The 15,672-nt window shown below is 73.5% G+C and carries 13 protein-coding genes; 9 read left to right on the top strand and 4 right to left on the bottom strand.

All coding sequences use genetic code 11. From position 1 onward, the window contains the following. Positions 1-108 precede the first annotated feature (108 nt). From ACERUN_RS18755 to ACERUN_RS18765, 3 genes are read left to right on the top strand one after another with little or no spacing between them, the layout of a single operon-like run. On the top strand, positions 109-1,197 hold the full coding sequence (locus ACERUN_RS18755) for a TIGR03857 family LLM class F420-dependent oxidoreductase (RefSeq protein WP_370291628.1): 1,089 nt from the start codon (positions 109-111) through the stop codon (positions 1,195-1,197). After that, positions 1,194-2,258, top strand: a complete 1,065-nt coding sequence (locus ACERUN_RS18760; protein ID WP_370291629.1) for a phosphotransferase family protein — start codon at positions 1,194-1,196, stop codon at positions 2,256-2,258. Before ACERUN_RS18755 ends, ACERUN_RS18760 begins: the two co-directional genes overlap by 4 nt. Before the next feature lie 49 nt (positions 2,259-2,307). Continuing rightward, the gene (locus tag ACERUN_RS18765; protein ID WP_370291630.1) at positions 2,308-2,970 is read left to right on the top strand and encodes a lysophospholipid acyltransferase family protein; all 663 of its coding nucleotides are present in this window, start codon (positions 2,308-2,310) and stop codon (positions 2,968-2,970) included. A gap of 158 nt (positions 2,971-3,128) precedes the next feature. On the opposite strand, the gene ACERUN_RS18770 is transcribed toward ACERUN_RS18765, so the two are convergent. Next, positions 3,129-4,547: an aminopeptidase P family protein gene (locus ACERUN_RS18770; RefSeq protein ID WP_370291631.1), complete on the bottom strand. Its 1,419-nt coding sequence runs from the start codon at positions 4,545-4,547 to the stop codon at positions 3,129-3,131. A gap of 59 nt (positions 4,548-4,606) precedes the next feature. Here ACERUN_RS18770 and ACERUN_RS18775 point away from each other — a divergent pair, with 59 nt between their 5' ends. The 5 genes from ACERUN_RS18775 (at position 4,607) to ettA (ending at position 11,471) form a co-directional block, all read left to right on the top strand. Continuing rightward, entirely contained in the window at positions 4,607-5,728 is a 1,122-nt protein-coding gene (locus ACERUN_RS18775; RefSeq protein WP_370291632.1) for a PrsW family intramembrane metalloprotease, read from the top strand. Continuing rightward, complete coding sequence (locus ACERUN_RS18780) at positions 5,725-7,509, top strand: dynamin family protein (protein WP_370291633.1); 1,785 nt, start codon at positions 5,725-5,727, stop codon at positions 7,507-7,509. The genes ACERUN_RS18775 and ACERUN_RS18780 overlap by 4 nt, the downstream gene beginning before the upstream one ends. A gap of 59 nt (positions 7,510-7,568) precedes the next feature. Beyond that, a complete protein-coding gene (locus tag ACERUN_RS18785) occupies positions 7,569-9,131 on the top strand; it encodes a GTPase (protein ID WP_370291634.1) in 1,563 nt (520 codons plus the stop codon). A 182-nt stretch (positions 9,132-9,313) separates the two neighbouring features. Beyond that, the gene (locus tag ACERUN_RS18790; protein WP_370291636.1) at positions 9,314-9,778 is read left to right on the top strand and encodes a single-stranded DNA-binding protein; all 465 of its coding nucleotides are present in this window, start codon (positions 9,314-9,316) and stop codon (positions 9,776-9,778) included. 10 nt (positions 9,779-9,788) lie between these two features. After that, positions 9,789-11,471 carry an energy-dependent translational throttle protein EttA gene (gene ettA / locus ACERUN_RS18795; protein ID WP_370291638.1) on the top strand — a complete coding sequence of 561 codons (1,683 nt, stop codon included), beginning with the start codon at positions 9,789-9,791 and terminating at the stop codon, positions 11,469-11,471. Positions 11,472-11,751: 280 nt separating this feature from the next. On the opposite strand, the gene ACERUN_RS18800 is transcribed toward ettA, so the two are convergent. Next, positions 11,752-12,246: a MarR family winged helix-turn-helix transcriptional regulator gene (locus ACERUN_RS18800; protein ID WP_370291639.1), complete on the bottom strand. Its 495-nt coding sequence runs from the start codon at positions 12,244-12,246 to the stop codon at positions 11,752-11,754. 227 nt (positions 12,247-12,473) lie between these two features. Then, positions 12,474-13,688 carry an acetyl-CoA C-acetyltransferase gene (locus ACERUN_RS18805; protein WP_370291640.1) on the bottom strand — a complete coding sequence of 405 codons (1,215 nt, stop codon included), beginning with the start codon at positions 13,686-13,688 and terminating at the stop codon, positions 12,474-12,476. Positions 13,689-13,885: 197 nt separating this feature from the next. Between ACERUN_RS18805 and ACERUN_RS18810 the strand changes: the two genes are divergently transcribed. Beyond that, positions 13,886-14,794: an acyl-CoA thioesterase gene (locus ACERUN_RS18810; protein ID WP_370291641.1), complete on the top strand. Its 909-nt coding sequence runs from the start codon at positions 13,886-13,888 to the stop codon at positions 14,792-14,794. 39 nt (positions 14,795-14,833) lie between these two features. Here ACERUN_RS18810 and ACERUN_RS18815 read toward each other — a convergent pair whose 3' ends face one another. Continuing rightward, entirely contained in the window at positions 14,834-15,619 is a 786-nt protein-coding gene (locus ACERUN_RS18815; protein WP_370291642.1) for an enoyl-CoA hydratase/isomerase family protein, read from the bottom strand. Between the last annotated feature and the right edge of the window lie 53 nt (positions 15,620-15,672).

Raw genomic sequence — 15,672 nt, forward strand, 5'->3', positions numbered from 1 at the left:
TGGCCAGTCTCTGCTGCCCCGCGGGTTACTCGGAAGTCGCAAGGGCACCGCCCGGGCGAACTGGAACAGGTTCTAGACGCGGGTGCGGCGCGGTGCGATGCTCGCCGCGTGAGGACGCCGATGCCCGAGATCGCCTGCTACGGCCTGGCGGGTCACGCGCCCTCGCCGCGCGAGCTGCTCGACGAGGCGCGGCTGGCCGAGCGCATCGGCATCGGCAGCGTCTTCCTCTCCGAGCGCTTCAACGCCAAGGACGCCGGCGTGCTCGCCTCCGCCGCGGCCTCGGCGACCGAGCGCATCGGCATCGCCACCGCCGCCACCAACCACAACACCCGCCACCCGCTCGTCACCGCCACGATGGCCGTCACTCTGCACCGGCTCAGCGGCGGGCGCTACGCCTTCGGGCTGGGCCGCGGCATCGACCTGCTCTTCGACGTCATGGGGCTGCCGCGCGTCACCGGCGCCCAGCTCGAGGACGCCATCGGCATCTACCGCCGGCTCTGGCGCGGCGAGGCCTTCGGGCACAGCGGCCCGGCGGGGGAGTACCCGCTGCTCTCCCAGGACTCCTCCTTCGACGAGCGCATCCCCGTGCTCATGATGGCGATGGGCGACCGCTCGCTGCGCCTGGCCGGGCGCGTGGCCGACGGCGTCGTCCTGCACACGTTCTTCACCGACGAGACCCTCGCCCGCGCCGTCGCGCTTGTGCGCGGGGCGGCCGAGCAGGCGGGGCGCGACCCGTCGTCCGTGCGCATCTGGTCGGTGCTCGCCACCGTCGAGGACTCCGTGCCGGAGGAGCTGCGGCTGCGCAAGCTCGTGGGGCGGCTGGCCACCTACCTGCAGGGCTACGGCGATGTGCTGGTCGCCGCGAACAGGTGGGACCCGGCGGCCCTGCAGCGCTTCCGCGAGCACCCTCTCGTGCAGGGCTACCCCGGTGCCTTCGACGCCGTGGGCAGCGTCGAGGAGCTCTGGCGCCTGCAGGCGGAGGCACTGCCCGCCGAGTGGCTGGCGGCCTCGGCGTCCGGCTCGGCCGAGCAGTGCGCGCAGCGCATCCAGCAGCAGCTGGACGCCGGCGCCGACTCGGTGGTGCTGCACGGCGCCACCCCGGCCGAGCTCGAGCCGGTGGTCGAGGCCTGGGCGCAGGTGCGCGACGCCCGCCTCGACCGGCTGCCGGTCAACCCCGGATGGACGGCGGAGCCATGAGCCCCGCCACCTCTGCCGAGGTGCCCCTGGTCAGCGAGATCGAGGAGCTCACGCCCGCCTGGCTCAGCCTCGCCCTCGGGGCGCGGGTGGACGACGCGGTGCCCACGCGCGTCGGCACCGGTCAGATCGGCACCTGCTACCGGCTGCGGCTGACGGGCGACGACGCGCTCCCGCGCACGGTGCTGGCCAAGCTGCCCGCCGTCGATCCCGCTGCGCGCGAGCTCCTCGCCAACCCCTACCGCACGGAGGTGCGCTTCTACCGCGACCTCGCCCCGACGCTCGCGGTGCGCGTGCCCGCCGTCCACCATGCCGCGATGGCGGCCGAGGGCGGTGCCTTCGTGCTGCTGCTCGCCGACCTCGCGCCGCTCGAGCAGGGCGACCAGGTCGCCGGCGCCACACCCGCCCAGGTCGAGGACGCCGTGGTCAACCTGGCCGGCCTCCACGGCCCGCGCTGGTGCGACCCCTCGCTGCTCGAGGTAGACGGGCTCGCCCTCAACGGCCCCGAGCACGCCGCCCTGCTCGCCGAGCTCTTCGAGCCCACCATCGAGCTCTTCCTCGACCAGCTCGGCCACCTGGTGAGCAGCGAGGACGCCGCCACCCTGCGCGCGCTCGGCGCGGCGATCGAGCGCTGGACCCTCGCGCCGGGCCGCGCGCACCGCTTCGCCCCGGTGCACGGCGACTACCGCCTCGACAACCTGCTCTTCCCGCCCGGCGGATCGCGCGGGGTCGTCGCGGTCGACTGGCAGACGCTGAGCCTCGGTCTGCCCGCCCGCGACCTCGCCTACGTGGTCGCCACCAGCCTCGAGCCCGCGGTGCGGCGCGAGGTCGAGCGCGATCTGGTCGCGGCCTACCAGCGCGCGCTCGTCGCGCACGGAGTCGGCGACCACGGCCTGGAGGAGTGCTGGGAGGACTACCGCTTCGCGCAGGTGCAGGGGCCGCTGGTGGCGGTGTTCGGCCAGGCCTACGGAGCCCGCACCGAGCGCGGGGATGCGATGTTCGCGGCGATGGTCGCCCGCTCGTGCGCCGCGCTGCGCGAGCTCGACACGCTCGCGCTGGTGTGACCCCGCGCGTCGTCCGCCGGCTCGAGCGAGCAGGACGATGATGGCCACCGTGAGCACCGATCCGGCCGCCTTCCCTCCCGCCTACCGCGCCGTCCTCGCGATCGGCACTCCGATCATGGAGCGGTGGTCGCGCCTGCAGGTGCGCGGCCTCGAGCACCTGCCGCCCACCGGGCCCGTGCTGCTGGCCGCCGATCACGACAGCTACTGGGACCCCATCGCGGTGGCCGTCGCCGCCCGCCGGGTGCGCCCCGTGCGGGCGCTGTCGAAGTCGACGCTGTGGAAGACCCGGGGTGTCGCGCTGCTGATGGACGGCATGGGCCACATCCCGGTGGAGCGCGGCGCGAGCAACGACGCCGCCATGGACGCCGCCGAGCACGAACTGCGCGCCGGCGCCTGCATCGGCATCTTCCCCGAGGGCACCCGCTCCCTCGGCGGGGTGCTGCGCGCCCGCGCCGGCCTCGGGCGCCTGGCCGCCGCGGTTCCGGAGGCGACGGTGGTGGGGTGTCGCATCAACGGCACCGTGGACGTCGTCCGCCTGCCGCGGCGTCCGCGCGTCACGGTGGAGTTCCTCCGCCCGGCCGGGGGCGGCCTGCAGCCGGGGGAGTCGCCGGTCGACTTCAGCGTGCGGGTGCTCGCCGAGCTGCGCGCCGGCGCCGCCCCCGAGGTGCCCGGACGCCGCCGCACCGCCGCCGCCTTCCGCTCCCGCCTCTGACCCCGCCCCTCCCGCGTCCGTGGTCGCCGTGGCCTGCGGTTCACCAACGATTTTTGTCGCCTCTGAGGGCGAAATGGGACAAAAATCGTTGGTGAACCGCCCCCCGCGGCGACCACTGATGAGCGGGCCGCCCGCGGGGAGTGGGGGAGGGGGTGAGATCAGCCGCGGAGGCGGCCCATCCACTCCTCGATCGCGTCGGGGGTGCGGGGGAGCGCGGACGACAGGTTGCGCACGCCGTCGGCGGTGACCACGACGTCGTCCTCGATGCGGATGCCGATGCCGCGCAGCTCCTCGGGCACGAGGAGGTCGTCGGCCTGGAAGTAGAGGCCGGGCTCGACGGTGAGCACCATGCCCTCGGCCAGTTCGGCATCGCGGTAGGCCTCGGGAGCGGCGTGGCCGCAGTCGTGGACGTCCATGCCGAGCATGTGGCTCACGCCGTGCAGGGTCCAGCGCGCGTAGACGCGCGAGTCGGGGGCGAGGGCCTCCTCGGCGCTCACCGGCAGGAGCCCGAGGTCGTCGAGGCCGTGCGCGAGGACGACCATCGCCGCCTCGTGGCCGGCGAGGAAGCGGGCGCCGGGGCGCAGGGCCGCCAGCGCCGCGTCCTGGGCCTGCAGCACCAGCGTGTAGAGGTCGCGCTGCAGCATGGTGAACCGGCCGCTGACGGGCAGCGTGCGGGTGATGTCGGCGGTGTAGAGGTGCGCGTTCTCCACACCCATGTCGAGCAGGATCAGCTCGCCGGGCACGATCGGGCCGGAGTTCTCGATCCAGTGCAGCGTGGTGGCATGGGAGCCGCCGGCGACGATCGAGTCGTAGCCGAGGTCGTTGCCCATCGTGCGCGCGCGGCGGAAGAAGGTGCCCTCCAGCCAGCGCTCGCCGTGCTCGAGCACGCCGTCCCACTCGCGCACGCAGTCCTCGAAGCCCAGCGTGGTCGCGTCGACGGCCTGCTGCAGCTGCTCGAGCTCCCAGGGCTCCTTGACCAGGCGCATCTCCGAGAGCACCCGGGCCAGCTCGGCGTCACGGCCCGCGTCGCCGTCCACGAGGACGTCGACCGCACCCGACACGCCCCGGTGCACCCGCGTCTTGGCGGAGGTGCGCAGGTCGTCGGCGAGCTGGTCGACGTGGCGCACCGGCAGGCCGAGGGAGGCCTCGAGCTCCTCGGCGGAGGGACGCTTGCCGGCCCACAGGGCGCCGTACTGGCGGTCGCGGAAGAACTCGTCGCTGTCGCGTCCCGAGCGCGGGCGGGCGTACAGCGACGACGAGCCGTCGGGCTCCACGACCAGCACGGCGTCGGAGGTCTGGTTGCCCGAGAGGTGCGTGTGCGCGGTGTCGGGGCGGAAGCGGTAGTCGGTGTCGTAGGCGCGCACCTTGTAGCCGCCGGCGGGGAGCACGAGCCGCTCGCCCGGGAACACTTCCGCAAGTCGGGTGCGCCGGGCGGCGGCCAGGTCGGCCACGGGGTGCCGCTCGACGTGACTGGGACGATCGTCCCAGCCGGTGCGCATGAAGGCCGCGTAGGCCTCCGGCACGGCCGGGTCGTGCTGCTCGGTGCGGAGCTGGTCGTCGGGGGTCTCCTCGCTCACCCGGCTCACTGTACGCGGCGCCCGCCTGACCCCCGGGGCCGACAGATAGGCTCCTGTCCATGTCCGCAGCGCCGCGCAACAATCTCGCGTTCACCATCGTGGTGGCCGCGGCTGTCGGCGTCGGCGCCATCGCCACACTGCTCGTGCTCGCGCTCTCGGGCGCACCGGGGACGACGATCACCGCGGCCGCGCTCGCCGCGGTGCCGGTCGGCCCCGTGCTGGTCGCCTACCTGTGGCTCGACCGGTACGAACCCGAACCCCGCTCGCTGCTGCTCGCCGGCCTGGCGTGGGGTGCGTTCGTGGCCACCACGGTCGCCATCGTCGTCCAGGGGCTCGGCGGCTGGCTCGTCGGCTGGACGGACTCGGCCTCGCTGGCCGTCGTGGCGCCCGTGGTGGAGGAGTTCAGCAAGGGTGCGTTCCTGGTGCTCCTGCTCTGGTGGCGCCGCGCCGAGATCGACGGCGTGCTCGACGGCATCGTCTACGCCGGCATGGTCGGTGTCGGGTTCGCCTTCACCGAGAACATCCTCTACCTCGCCGCGGCCTACAACGGCACCGACGGCATGGGCCCCGGCGGCATCACCGCCATCACCGTCACCTTCGTGCTGCGCTGCGTCTTCAGCCCGTTCGCCCACCCCCTCTTCACCGCGTTCACCGGTATCGGCATCGGCATCGCCGTCGGCTCCCGGTCGCGGTCGGTGCGCCTGCTCGCGCCGCTCGGCGGCTACGTGCTGGCGGTGATCGCCCACGGGCTGTGGAACGGCTCCACCCTCCTCGCCCCCGGTGCCTTCTACGTCGTCTACCTGCTCGTGATGGCGCCCGCGTTCGTCGGTGTGGCCCTGCTGGGCTGGTGGGCGCGCAGCCGTGAGGCCCGCCTGCTCCACGCCGCGCTCACCGATGCCGCGCAGCGCGGACTGCTCCCGGGCTCCGACATCGGTTGGGTCGTCGACCTGCGGGCACGCCGCGCCGCTCGTCGCTTCGCCCGCATCGCAGGCGGCCCCGAGGGGGAGAAGGCCATGCGGGCCTACCAGCAGGCCGTCATCGAGCTCGGCTTCCTGCACCACCGGCTCCTCCGGGGCACGGCCCCGGCAGACTGGCAGGTGCGCGGCCAGCACTTCGTCACCCGCATCCAATCGGTTCGACCCCGGATCGCTTTCCCCGGACAGGTGGTTCCCCAGCGATGACCCGTGACCCCTTCACCGTCGAGGGTGGCGCCCCGAGCAGCAGCGGCCTGCGCGGTGCCGCCCACCGCGACGACCTCTCCAGCCGCATGCTCACCGAGGTCGTGCGCCTCCACGACGCCCTCAAGGCGGCCGGCCTGCCGCTCGACCTGCCCGGCGTCGAGCCGTTGCGCGAGGGTCGCACCCAGGTGATCGGTCAGCTCGAGGACTACGTCATCCCGCGCCTCGCCCAGGTGCAGGCTCCCCTCCTGGTCGTGGTCGGGGGCTCGACCGGCTCGGGCACGTCCACCCTCGTCAACACCCTCGTCGGCGAGCGCGTCACGGCGCCCGGCCTGCTGCGGCCCACCACCCGTTCGCCCGTGCTGGTGCACCACCCCGACGACGCCCGCTGGTTCGGGGCCGACCGGCTGCTGCCCGACCTCGCGCGCGTCGACAGCGCCACCGACGACCAGTCGGCCATCCAGCTGGTGCCGAGCCCCGCCGTGCCCGCCGGCCTGGCGATCCTCGACGCTCCGGACGTCGACTCGGTCGACGAGCGCAACCGCGAGCTCGCGGCCCAGCTGCTCTCGGCGGCCGACCTCTGGCTCTTCGTCACCTCCGCGGCCCGCTACTCGGACCAGGTGCCGTGGGACCACCTCAAGGTCGCGGTCGAGCGCAACACGGCCGTCGCCCTCGTGCTCAGCCGCACCCCCGGCGAGGACATCGCGACGGTCTCGGTGCACCTGGCCCGCATGATGGCGGCCCGTGGACTGAAGGACAGCCCCCTCTTCGCCGTGCCCCAGGGCCCGGTGGACGACGCGGGCAAGCTGCCCGCGGCCTACGGCGAGGAGATCCGCGGCTGGCTGCGCGCGCTCGCGGCCGACAGCGCGGCTCGGCGCGACATCATCGCCCAGTCGGTGGCGGGTGCCGTGCGCACGGTGACCCGCAAGGCGTTCCCGATCGCCGACGCCGCCGCCGTCCAGGTCGACGCCGTCGCCGAGCTGCTCGCCGTGGCCGACCGCGTGTACGACGAGGCGTCGGCAGCGCTGCTCGCCGCGGCCGCCGACGGCACCCTCCTGCGCGGCGACCTGCTCGCCCGCTGGCAGGAGTTCGCCGGCAGCGGCGAGCTCGTGCGCACGCTCGAGGCCAAGGTCGGCTTCGTGCGCGAGCGGCTCGTCAATGCGATCAAGGGCAAGCCCCAGCAGGCCGAGCGGGTGGCGCTGGCCGTCGAGATGGCCCTCGAGGCGCTGGTGGCCGACCACGCCGAGCGTGCGGCCGCCGAGGCCTCGCAGGAGTGGGCGGGCGGGGATCACGGCGCCGCGCTGCTGCGCGCCACCACCGACGACCTCACCCGCGCCGGTCGGGCGCTACGCGCCCGCACCGAGCAGGAGGTGCGGGGCTGGCTCGAGGAGCTCCAGGAGTTCGTGCGGCACGAGTCGGGGGAGGCCCGCCACACCGCGCGCTTCCTCGCGTTCGGGGCGCGCGGGCTGTCGGTGGCGCTCGCCGTGGTGGCCGTCGTAGGCACCCGGCCGAGCGGTCAGGCGGCCGAGTCGCTGCGACTGGGCCGCGAGCTGCTCGAGACCGTGCTGGGCGACGCGGCGACCACCCGGGTGGTCGACCAGGCCCGCGGCACGCTCGAGCGACGACTGGCCGGGTTGATGGCGGGCGAGCGCGCTCGCTACCTTGCCCCGGCGGCGCAGTGGCAGCTCAAGCCCGACGCGCCCGACCAGCTGCGCCAGGCGGCGCGGCGTGTGGACGACGTGCGGTTCGCCGCCGCCAAGAAGGGAACGGGTGGTCACCTGTGACGCAGGGTCTCGAGGATCTGGGGGGCTCGTCCGGCCCGCAGGGTGCGACGACCGCGCCGGTGCCCGCCGATCTCGCCTTGCGAGGCACCGCGCTCGGTGAGCGGGCGAACGGGCTCCGCGCCGCCATCGACGCCGCCCGCGGGCACGCGCCGGACGCCGTGCTCGACGAGCTCGCGGCCGATCTTGACCGCGCCACCGGCCGACTGCGCCTCTCCGCGCGGCACACCGTCGTGGCAATCGCGGGCGCCACCGGGTCGGGCAAGTCGTCCACCTACAACGCGCTCACGGGTCTGGAGCTCTCCTCGGTGGGCGTGCGTCGTCCCACCACCTCGTGGGCCACCGCGCTCGTGTGGGGCAGCGAGGGCGCCGACGATCTCCTCCAGTGGCTGGGCATCCCCCCGCGCCACCAGACGATGCGCGACTCGATGCTCGACAGCCGGCGCGGTGGCGACGACGACCGCGACCTCGACGGCGTGGTGCTGCTCGACCTGCCCGACCACGACTCCACCGAGGTCTCCCACCACCTCGAGGTCGATCGTCTCGTGGCCACCGCGGACCTCATGGTCTGGATCCTCGACCCCCAGAAGTACGCCGACGCCGCGGTGCACGACCGCTACTTCAAGCGGCTCGCCACACACCAGGACGTCATCCTGGTCGCGCTCAACCACATCGACACGGTGCCGGAGGACCGTCGCGAGGCGATGGTCGCCGACGTCCGACGGCTGCTCGCCGAGGACGGCCTGCCCGACGTCACGGTGCTCGCCATCTCGGCCAAGCAGGGCATCGGCCTCGACACCCTGCGCTCGGAGATCCGTCGCCGTGCCGAGGGCAAGGCAGCCGCGGCCGATCGCGTGAGCGCCGACCTCGCCTCCGTCCTCGGCCGGCTCGAGGACGCCGCTGGCACGGTGCCCGCCCGTGAGGTGGCCGCTCAGCGCGTGCGCGACCTCGAGGACGCCGTGGCCGAGGCCGCCGGTGTGCCCGCCGTGGTCGACGCGCTGGAGCGCACCGTGAGCCGTCGGGCCCGCTCCGCGGTCGCCTGGCCGCCGCTCGCCCTGCTGCTCCGCGGCACCGATGTGCCCCACGAGCCGCGCATGGCCGCCGCCGATCGCGCAGGCGTCGACACCGCCGTGCGCGGGCTCGCCGACGAGGTCGGCGAGAGCGTGGGCCCGCCCTGGGCCGTGCGCGTGCGCGCCGCCGCCACCGCCCGCCTGGGCGAGATCGGCGACCACCTCGACCGCGACCTCGCGCAGGTGCCGGTCTCGACCCGGCTGCCCGTGTGGGTCGGGGCGCTGCGGCTGCTGCAGTGGCTGCTGCTGCTCGGAGCCGTCGGCGCCGCCGCCTGGTACGCCCTCACCCTCGTCCAGGACGACGCTCCCGCCCGCCTCCTCGGACTTCCGCTCCCGGCCGCCGCCGCGATCGGGGCGCTCGTGCTCGGCCTCGTGCTGGCGGTCGTGGGCCGCTTCCTCGTGGGCTCGCTGGCCTCGGCGCGCGCCGACGATGTCGACGAGCAGCTGCGCGAGGTCGTCCACGAGGTCCTTGCCCGCGAGGTCGTCGCTCCGGTCGGTGCCGAGGTCACCTCCTACGCCGCCTACCGGCGCGGCGTCGACCGGGCGCGCGGCTGAGCCCAGCCCCGTACCCGAGGTCCCTGGTGTCCCATCCGGGGGCGATCGGCGTCCACAGGCGCTCGTCTCCTGGGGCCTGTCCACAGGCGGCCCGCGGCGACGGCTCGGCGAGCGGCGCACTGCGGTGCACTGGTGCTCCTCGGACGCCGCACGGTGCGGCGTCCTCGTCTCGAGGAGGACCCGTGGCCAACGACACCATCGTCACCATCCAGGGCTGGATCGGCAGCACTCCCACGCTGCGCGAGGTCGCCGGCGTGCCCGTGCTCGGCTTCCGCATCGGCTGCACCCCGCGTCACTTCCACCGCTCCACCGGAGCCTGGGTCGACGGCACCACCCAGTGGTACTCCGTCACCGCCTGGCGCCGGCTGGCGAGCCTGGCCGGTGCCTCGCTCGCGCAGGGCGACCCGGTCGTCGTCCACGGGCGGCTGGAGCACCGCAGCTACGTCTCGAAGGCCGGCGTCGAGACCCTGGCCCTCGAGATCGAGGCGGTGACCATCGGGCACGACCTGAGCAGGGGCACGGCGGTGTTCACCAGGTCCCGCGACAACGCCTCCACGGCGACGGCCGCGCCGGAGGAGGGCGACGCCTCGGAGTCGGGGCCCGCGACCGCCGCCCCCGAGGCGCACAGCGGGGGCGCGGCTGCGTAGCCTTGCCCCCATGGCGGAATACGTCCTCTCCCTGCGCAACGTCCGCAAGGCCCACGGCGACAAGGTCGTGCTCGACAACGTGACCCTGTCGTTCCTGCACGGCGCCAAGATCGGTGTCGTCGGCCCCAACGGCATGGGCAAGTCGTCGCTGCTCAAGCTGATGGCCGGGCTCGACCAGCCCAACAACGGCGACATCGTGCGCGACCCCGACGCCACCGTCGGCATGCTGCAGCAGGAGCCCCCGCTCACCGAGGGCGCCACCGTGCTGGAGAACGTCGAGGAGGCCGTGGCCGACATCAAGGCCAAGATGAAGCGTCTCGAGGACGCCTACATGGAGATGGGCGACCCCGACGCCGACCAGGACGCCCTCATGGCTGAGACCGGCGAGCTGCAGACCGAGCTCGACAACATCAACGCCTGGGACATCGACAGCCGCCTCGAGCAGGCGATGGACGCCCTGCGCTGCCCGCCCTCCGACGTCCTCGTCGACAACCTCTCCGGTGGTGAGCGCCGCCGCGTCGCGCTCTGCAAGCTGCTGCTCCAGCAGCCCGACCTCCTGCTGCTCGACGAGCCGACCAACCACCTCGACGCCGAGTCGGTGCAGTGGCTCGAGGGCCACCTGAAGTCCTACCCGGGCGCCGTCCTGGCCGTCACCCACGACCGGTACTTCCTCGACAACGTCGCCCAGTGGATCGCCGAGGTCGACCGTGGCTCCATCCACGGCTACGAGGGCAACTACTCCACCTACCTGGAGACCAAGAAGGAGCGCCTCAAGGTCGAGGGCGCCAAGGACGCCAAGCGCGCCAAGATGCTCGAGAAGGAACTCGAGTGGGTCCGCTCCAACGCCAAGGCCCGCCAGACCAAGTCGAAGTCGCGTCTGGCCCGGTACGAGGAGCTCGCCGCCGAGGCCGACAAGGCGCGCAAGATCGACGCCGCCGACATCAACATCCCGCCCGGCCCGCGGCTCGGCGACGTCGTCCTCGAGGCCCAGGACCTCACCAAGGGCTTCGAGGGCCGCATCCTGTGGAACGACATCAGCTTCACCCTGCCGCGCGCCGGCATCGTGGGCGTCGTCGGCCCCAACGGCGTCGGCAAGACCACCCTGTTCCGCATGATCACCGGCGGTGAGGAGCCCGACTCCGGCAAGCTCACCGTGGGCCAGACGGTCAAGATCTCCTACGTCGACCAGAGCCGCGGCGGCATCGACCCCAAGAAGAACGTCTGGCAGGTCGTCTCCGACGGACTCGACTTCATCAAGGTCGCCAACTTCGAGATGAACAGCCGCGCCTACGTGGCCTCGTTCGGGTTCAAGGGCCCCGACCAGCAGAAGCTCGCCGGCGTGCTCTCGGGCGGTGAGCGCAACCGTCTCAACCTCGCGCTCACGCTCAAGCAGGGCGGCAACCTGCTGCTGCTCGATGAGCCCACCAACGACCTGGACGTCGAGACCCTCAGCTCCCTCGAGGACGCCCTCCTCGACTTCCCCGGCTGCGCCGTGGTCACCTCCCACGACCGGTGGTTCCTCGACCGCGTCGCCACCCACATCCTCGCCTGGGAGGGCACCGAGGAGGACGGCGGCCAGTGGTTCTGGTTCGAGGGCAACTTCGACTCCTACGAGCAGAACAAGATCGAGCGCCTCGGCGCGGAGGCCGCCCGCCCCCACCGCGTCACCCACCGCCGCCTCACCCGCGACTGAGTCTTATTGCGCGAGCGTGTCGCCGGTCGACCCCGGGCGGGACCCTTCGGGCCCGCGCCCGGGGTCGACGCGCGTTCGGCGCGGGCGACACGCTGCCGCGCGCGCGGTCGCCGCTCGCTCGGTGTCAGGTGGTCGGGCGGCCAGACGTGCGGTGACCGAGCGGGGCGCCAGCCCTAGACCCTGGGATGATCGAGGAGGCGCACCGGCCCCGGGCCCTCCGGTGATCGAGGAGGCGCGCCAGCGCCGTCTCGAGATCCGGTGAGCGCTACCGACGAGCGGGTCAGCGCATCTCGCGCTCGGGGTGGCCGGCGATGAGCTTGTCGGCCACGGCGTTCATCACGCGGCCGAGGGCGGCGAGGTCGGCGGGGTCGACGAGGTCGACCAGGCTGGTGCGCACGGTCTCGACGTGGCTGGGGGCGGCGCGCTCGAGGAGGCGGCGGCCGGCCCGGGTCAGGTGACAGACCACACCTCGCCCGTCCTCCTTCGACTCACGTCGCTCCACGAGGCCGGCGGCCTCCATGCGCTTGACGGTGTGGGTGACCCGGCTGCGGCTGTGGGCGAGCGAGGCGGCCAGGTGGGCCATCCGCAGGCGGTTGCCCTCGGCCTCGGAGAGTCGCACGAGGACCTCGTACTCCGCCGCGGCGATGCCGAACTCCTGGCGCAGGTCCTCGTCGATCCGGTCGAGCAGCAGGGTCGTGCCGAGCAGGTAGGCGCGCCACGCACGTTGCTGGTCGTGGTCGAGCCATCGCGGCTCGGTCGCTTCCCCTGTGCGCATGGGCTCAGTCTAGAAGTGGTGGGGTCTCACGCGCGTCGCGCCGCGCGCGGCGACGCCACGCCTGGGTTCCACCGGTGCCACCGGTGCCGCGGGAAGGCGCGCGGCGGGCGCGATGGTCGCTTGGAGGACGACGAACGACGACGGCGGGCCGTGCCTGCGGGCTCCTGGCCCGCACGGCTACGACCCGCCGCCGACATCGAGGTCGTCCCCGCCCGCGCGGGGACGGCTCAGCTCAGGCGCTCGAGGATGAGCGCCATGCCCTGGCCGCCGCCGACGCACATCGTGATGAGGCCGGTGGACTTGTCGTGCCACTGCAGCGAGTTGATGAGCGTGTTCTGCAGGCGGGCGCCGGTCATGCAGAAGGGGTGGCCCACGGCGATGGCGCCGCCGTTGACGTTGAGCTTCTCCAGCGGGATGCCGAGGTCCTCGGCCGAGGGCAGCACCTGCGCGGCGAAGGCCTCGTTGATCTCGGCGAGGTCGATGTCGTCGATGGTCATGTTCGCGTGCTTGAGGGCGTTGCGGGTGGCCTCGACCGGGCCGAGGCCCATGATCTCGGGGGAGAGGCCCGAGACGCCGGTGGACACGATGCGCGCGAGCGGCGTGAGGCCGAGCTCGGCGGCCTTGGTGTCGCTCATGATCACCACGGCGGCGGCGCCGTCGTTGAGGGGGCAGCAGTTGGCGGCCGTCACCACGCCGTCGGGGCGGAAGACCGGCTTGAGGTCCTTGACGGCGTCGTAGGTGACGCCCGCGCGCGGGCCGTCGTCCGCGCTGACGACCGTGCCGTCGGGCAGGGTCACCGGGGTGATCTCGCGCGCCCAGAAGCCGTCGGCGATCGCCTTCTCGGCGAGGTTCTGCGACCGGACGCCGAAGTGGTCGAGGTCCTCGCGCTTGAGGCCGCGGATCGAGGCGACGTTCTCGGCCGTCTGGCCCATGGCGATGTAGATGTCGGGCAGCAGGCCGTCCTCGCGGGGGTCGTGCCACACCTTGCCGCCCTGGGCGTACTCGTCGGTGCGCGCCAGCGCGTCGGTGAAGAGCGGGTTGCGCGTGTTCGGGATGTGGTCGGAGGTGCCGAACTGGAAGCGCGAGACGGCCTCGACGCCGGCGGAGATGAAGACGTCGCCCTCGCCCGCCTTGATGGCGTGGAAGGCCATGCGGGTGGTCTGCACCGAGGAGGCGCAGTAGCGGGTGGTCGTGGCGCCGGGGATCTCGTAGCCCAGCAGCGTGGTGACCACGCGGGCCATGTTGTTGCCGGCCTCGCCGCCGGGCAGGCCGCAGCCGAGGTAGAGGTCCTCGACGTCGTTGGGGTCGAGCTCGGGCACCTTGGCGAGCGCCTCGCGCACGATGAGGGCGGCGAGGTCGTCGGGCCGGAAGTCCTTGAGCGACCCCTTGTTGGCGCGGCCGATCGGGGTGCGGGCGGCTGAGACGATGACGGCCTCGGGCATGGGTCCTCCTCGGGGACTGGCGGTGACGGCGGCTCCGTCGACCGCGCCAGCCTAGTGCCCGCCCGCGACCTGCCCATCCAGGGACCGAGAACGTGTTCTAGTCGGCGACCGGCTCGAGCACGCGACGGTGGCCGGAGCCACAGCGGAGCCCCTCGGTCGGTGGACCGCCCGCGCGGAACCGCGCGGTGGATGCGACGATGCGCGCCGTGCGCCACCGTTACGAGTGCCCGCTGCGCTGGGCCGACCTCGACCTGCTCGGGCACGTCAACAACGTGAAGTACGTCGACTACCTCCAGGAGGCGCGCGGCGCCCTCCTGTGCAGCTGCGCGGCAGCGGCCGGCGTGAGCGCCCAGGCCACCGGCGCCTACGTGGTCGTGCGCCACGAGATCACCTTCGCGGCCCCGCTGCTGTTCCGCCGCTCGTCGGTCTCGGTCGACTCGTGGGTCTCGCAGCTGCGCACGGCCTCCTTCGCCCTCGAGCACGAGATCTACGACGAGCAGGACGACGGATCGCGCACGGTCTACCTGCGCGCCCGCACGGTGCTCGCGCCGGTCGACGCGGTCGAGCAGGCCCCCCGCCGCCTGCTGCCGGCCGAGCGCGAGGCGCTGGCGGTCTACGCGGACGACGCCCCCGTCGGTCGCGAGCCCTCGCAGCCCCTGCGCCTCGAGGTGCCGCGCGCCCACGCGGCGCACTACCCGGTGCAGGTGCGCTTCTCCGATCTCGACATCTACCGCCACGTCAACAACGTCAAGTACGTCGAGTACTTCCAGGAGTCGCGCATCGCGCTGTTCCGCAAGCTGCGCGAGCCGCTGAAGGACTTCCCGCGCCTCAACGTGGTCGTCGCCCAGACCGACCTCGACTACGTCGCGCCGATCACGCTGCGCGAGGAGCCCTACGACGCCTGGACGAGCATCACGGCCTTCGGCACGAAGTCGATGACGATCGACGCCGAGATCACCGACGGCACCGGCGGTGCCGCCGGGGGCACGGTGCTCGCGCGGGCGCGCGTCGTCCTGGTGCTCTTCGACCTCGAGACCCAGCGCTCGGTGGCGGCGCCTCCCGGATACCGCGAGGCGGTGCTGGGCGCGTTCGGCGTCACCGCCTGACGCGGCGACGCGGTCCGTCGGGCCGGGGGTCCGGCGCGATCACCAGCCCGGTGGCAGCGCGGTGAAGTCGGCCTCGCGTCCCTCGGCGAACGCGGTGAGGGCCTCCAGGTTGGCGGGCCCGCCCATCAGCTCGGCGAACGCCTCGTTCTCGCGCTCGCGAGCCGCGCGCACGGCCTCGCGGTGCGGCGCGGTCATCGTGCGCTTGACGGCGATCAGCGACGAGATCGGTCGGGCGGCGAGCACGGCTGCGTGCGCGCGCGCCACGTCCATCAGCTCCTCGGGGGCGCAGACCTGCCGCACCAGGCCCATGCGCTGCGCCTCGGCAGCGTCGATCCACTCGGCCGAGAGCAGCATCCACGCGGCGTCCTGGCGTCCGATCAGCTGGGGGAACAGGTAGGAGGAGGCCGCCTCGGGGGCCACGCCGAGGGAGGTGAAGGGGCACTTGAGGCGGGCGCCCTCGGCCATGAAGGCGAGGTCGGCGAAGCCCAGGATCGTGGCGCCGATGCCGAGACCGAGGCCGTTGACCGCGACCACCAGCGGCTTCGGGAACTCCACGAGCGCGTCGACGAGGCCCACGAAGCCGTGTCGCCCGCGCACAAAAGTGGGGTCGGTGGCGATGCGGTGCATCTCGATCAGGTCGGTGCCGGCGCTGAACGCGCGCCCTGCCCCCGTCAGCAGGACGACGGCCACGCCGGGGTCGGCGGCGGCGTCCAGGAGTGCGTCGGCGGTCGCGTCGTAGAGCTCTTCGTCGAAGGCGTTGAGCGCCTCGGGGCGGTCCAGCACGATCGTGCGCACGCGCGCGTCGTCGGTGATCTGCAGCGGCATGGGCGGCAGCCTAGCCGTCAAATAGAACGTGTTCTCGTTCACGCCCCCGCCCC

The organism is Nocardioides sp., assembly GCF_964229035.1.
In the GTDB taxonomy this organism is placed as follows: Bacteria; Actinomycetota; Actinomycetes; order Propionibacteriales; family Nocardioidaceae; genus Nocardioides.